The sequence below is a fragment of the Thermobacillus sp. ZCTH02-B1 genome, assembly GCF_002159085.1.
GTDB lineage: Bacteria > Bacillota > Bacilli > Paenibacillales > Paenibacillaceae > Thermobacillus.
Window position 1 is genome coordinate 1 of the sequence record NZ_LZRU01000042.1, and the last position, 3,811, is coordinate 3,811.

Genomic DNA, 3,811 nt, shown 5'->3' on the forward strand with positions numbered 1-3,811 from the left:
TTGGCTAATCTGGTATGTGCAAGCAATGCCCCTACGGTTGCCAGACCGGCATGGGTGGAAAGGATAAGTTCCTTGGAGCGAACGAACTTGATTTTCATATGACACCCCGCAGGTGAATGTTATCTTGCTTATGTCATTCGCCTTCGGAAGTGTATTTGCCTGCTTTTTCTCGCATTTTCATCAGTTAATGATCACGGATTCAGGATATTATTAGACGCCGGAGCGTGAAAACCCTTTATGCGGCTGGCCGTTTCCCTGATCGCAAGTTCCAGCACCCGTTCCGGAGGCTGCTCCGCGTCGATCGTCACGATCCGTTCGGGATGGCGTTCCGCCAGCAACCGATAGCCTTCGCGCACCTTCCGATGGAATTCGAGATCTTCCAGATCGAGCCGGTTGATCTCCCGCCCGCCGGCCGACCGGATGCGCCCGAGGCCGATCTCCGGCCTCACATCCAGATACAGCGTCAGATCCGGCAGCAGATCGCCCATCGCGAACCGGTTGATCTCCCAGACTTCCCCGATGCCGAGTCCGCGCGCGTATCCCTGATAGGCCAGGCTGCTGTCGACGAACCGGTCGCACAGCACCGCCTTGCCGGCCGCAAGCGCCGGCTCCACCTTCTGCACGAGATGCTGCCGGCGGGCCGCCGCGTAGAGCAGCGCCTCCGTCCTCGCATCCATGTCGGCGTGCCGGCGGTCGAGAATCACTTCCCGAATCTTCTCGGCGATCGGAATGCCGCCCGGCTCGCGCGTGGCGACGACCTCCCACCCCTGCGCCTCCAGCCATTCCGCAATCCCCCGCAGGATCGTCGTCTTGCCCGCACCTTCGCCGCCTTCGATCGTAATGAAAATCCCCTTCTTCACCGCTCCGTCTCCTTCAACCTTGGTGGATGCGCATGACGCGGATCCGCCTTACATCCGGATCCGCCGCGCCCTGAAAGCGCACGCCAGCAGCGGCCAGCCTGCGGATCGCCGCAATCCGCGGCCCGCTGATCCGCTCGCCCGCGAGAATCAGCGGGATGCCCGGCGGATAGGGTACGATCGCCTCGGCCGCCGTTCTGCCCGCCGCATCTTCCAGCGGAATGATCTCCGTCGCATCTTCAGCGGGCGGCATGAGCGGAACCGTGATCGGTTCGCCGATGCGCTCCTCCCGGAACGCGGCGGACCAGGCTTCCGCTCCGGGCCGTCCGGCCGCGGCATGCGTGGCCGCTTCCCCCTCCCGGCCGGCCTCCGGGGCCGCCGCCAGCCCGGCCTCCTCCGCGATCCGGTCCAGCGCGTCCGCGAGCTTCTCCGCATCCGCCTCGGCCGCACGCGGTCCGAACACGAACACCACGTGCCGGTCATCGGCCATTTCAGCCCACAGGCCCCGCGCGTTGAGCAATTGCTGCAGGCGGACGCCGCCCAGCGTTCCCGTCCCGTCCTTCAGCACGATGCGCATCGGATCGACCGCCGCGCAGGCTTCGCAGACGGCCGGTTCGACGACGGCGAACGGGCCGCCCCTCCGGGCCAGCCTTTCCCGGACCAGGCGTGCCGCCTTCAGGCCGGGTTCCAGCCACGCCGGGCCGTACGCCTCGATCATTGCTCGGGCAATATCGAGCGACGCGAGAACCGGGAAGGACGGGCTGGAGCTTTGCACCGCCGACAGGGCACGTCGCAGCCGCTCCATCGGCACCCTGCCCCGGCGCACATGGAGCATGGCGCCCATCGTCAGGGCGGTGAGCGTCTTGTGCGTCGACTGGACGGCCGCATCCGCCCCCGATTGCATGGCGGACGGCGGACAGTCCGGATGAAGACCGAAGTGTGCGCCGTGCGCTTCGTCCACCAACAGCGGCACCTTGCGCCGGTGGGCCATCTCCGCATACGGCGCCAGATGGACGTGCATGCCGTAATAGTTCGGCGTGCACAGGAACACCGCCTTCGCTTCCGGATATCGCTCCAACGCCGCCTCGATGTCCGACGGCGCCGGAACGGTCGGGAGTCCCGTGACCGGTTCCAGCTGCGGTGCCACGAATATCGCCCGCGCCTTCGCCAGCGCGATGCCGTTCAGCACGGACTTGTGCACGTTTCGCTGCACGATGATCATGTCGCCCGGATCGAGAACGGCGAGCAGCAGGGCGAGATTTCCGGCCGTGCTGCCGCCGACGAGGAAGAACGTCTCGTCCGCGCCGAAGCAGCGCGCCGCGAGCCGCTGCGCATCCCGGATGACACCGGTCGGGTCATGGAGGTCGTCCGTGTCGTCCAGCTCCGTGACGTCGATGCCCATGATGTCCTTGAACAGCGCGTAAGGCTTGTCCGGCAACGCGCGCCCGTACTGGTGGCCGGGCACGTGGAAGCTGGACGGACCGCGCTCCAGCCTGCGCACAAGCCGCTCATAGAGGGGCGCCTCGAAATCCGGCATCCGTCCCCGTCCCTCCTGTTCCGTTTCTTCTATAATAATAGAAGAAACGCCGCGACACCAAATCGTTCCCGTCCGGCGTACAGGCATACAAAAAGCGGCCTACCCTTACGGATTCGGCCGCTCAGACGTCTTTTTGCACCCAGATCCTCTTCAATTGGTTGATGAAGAACGGATATTTCTCGTCCTTCACGTCGGTTCGAACCATCTCCGCTTCACAGGACTCGCAGATAAATTCGGAGATGATCGTGATGCCGGATTCCTTCTCCTGGCCGCAAATGATGCAGCAGTGCCTGACGCTTTCCTCCATGGCGACTCATCCTTCCCGTCTTTCTTCCAACTTCTATTATGCCACAGCGTCCGGATCCATATACTTGATCCCGGCGCGCATCAAATGGTTTGTTTCAATATATGACCGCCCATCATATTTGGTTCCATGCCGGTTTGGCCGGCGGAAGCGCCGTTCATCCGGTCCGGCCGGCATCCGATATAGTTGATATAGCCTGTTCAATTGGAGGATCATCCATGACGCCGCGCCGTCAACCATTGCAAGAGGATGCAACGATCTATCATTATCGGCTTGTGCGGCGGGTCCCGGTCACCAGGGCGGTCAGGATCGGCCACGCGGCGGCCGCCGCGCTGTTCGGCGCGCTGCTCGGCGCCCTGTACGGCACGACCGGCGTGCTCGCCTGGATGGTCGGTCTTCCCGGCGTGCAGCTCATCCATTACCTCATCATCCGATTGACGCTGATCCGCGTCAACGAACCGGAGTTCCGCCGCTTCCGGTGGAGCGTGGACGTGCCGTGGATCGGCTACGTGCCGGTCCGGCACATCGAGCTCGGATTGTTCCGCCGGCTGCAGCGTCATCTCCTCTGGTTCGGACTCTGCGTCATCGCCGTCGCCTATCCCTGGGTGCATGGGGCGTACATGGTCAGCCTCGTCTGCTGGCATCTGTGGACGCTGGTTCCCCGTTCGATCCTGCTGCGCAAAATGCGCGACGTCCGGCGGGACGGCAAACTGAAGCTGCATCCTTCGGAGTGCTCCGTCTATTACAGCTGACGGGCCAAGAAAAAACCAGGCCCACACTGCCCGAAGCAATGCAAGCCTGGTTCCCTCAAAAAGATATTGATTATGTAGGGTTTTGCACCCTGAAAACCGGATGCGAATGTGGGCGAGATGCCGGAGATGGATCAGGATAAGCCCTCGACCGATTAGTATTCGTCAGCTTCACGCGTTGCCGCGCTTCCACCCCGAACCTATCGACCTGGTCATCTTCCAGGGGTCTTACCGGCTTTGCGCCGTGGGAAATCTCATCTTGAGGGGGGCTTCGCGCTTAGATGCTTTCAGCGCTTATCCCTTCCGTACTTGGCTACCCAGCGGTGCTCCTGGCGGAACAACTGGTACACCAGCGGTACGTCCG

General features: G+C 63.1%; 4 protein-coding genes and 1 rRNA gene. 1 reads left to right on the forward strand and 4 read right to left on the reverse strand.

Features of this window, described 5'->3' with window-relative positions:
• Positions 1–191 precede the first annotated feature (191 nt).
• The 3 genes from tmk to A9Z00_RS14630 form a co-directional block, all read right to left on the reverse strand.
• Positions 192–860 (reverse strand): dTMP kinase, encoded by a 669-nt coding sequence (gene tmk, locus A9Z00_RS14620; RefSeq protein WP_296979012.1) that lies wholly within the window; start codon positions 858–860, stop codon positions 192–194.
• A gap of 13 nt (positions 861–873) precedes the next feature.
• Entirely contained in the window at positions 874–2,394 is a 1,521-nt protein-coding gene (locus A9Z00_RS14625; protein ID WP_296979014.1) for an aminotransferase class I/II-fold pyridoxal phosphate-dependent enzyme, read from the reverse strand.
• 121 nt (positions 2,395–2,515) lie between these two features.
• Positions 2,516–2,701 (reverse strand): sigma factor G inhibitor Gin, encoded by a 186-nt coding sequence (locus tag A9Z00_RS14630; protein ID WP_296979016.1) that lies wholly within the window; start codon positions 2,699–2,701, stop codon positions 2,516–2,518.
• A gap of 215 nt (positions 2,702–2,916) precedes the next feature.
• On the opposite strand from A9Z00_RS14630, the gene A9Z00_RS14635 reads away from it, so the two are divergent.
• On the forward strand, positions 2,917–3,450 hold the full coding sequence (locus A9Z00_RS14635) for a transposase (RefSeq protein WP_296979018.1): 534 nt from the start codon (positions 2,917–2,919) through the stop codon (positions 3,448–3,450).
• Positions 3,451–3,582: 132 nt separating this feature from the next.
• On the opposite strand, the gene A9Z00_RS14640 is transcribed toward A9Z00_RS14635, so the two are convergent.
• Positions 3,583–3,811 (reverse strand): 23S ribosomal RNA (locus tag A9Z00_RS14640); the annotation flags it as partial.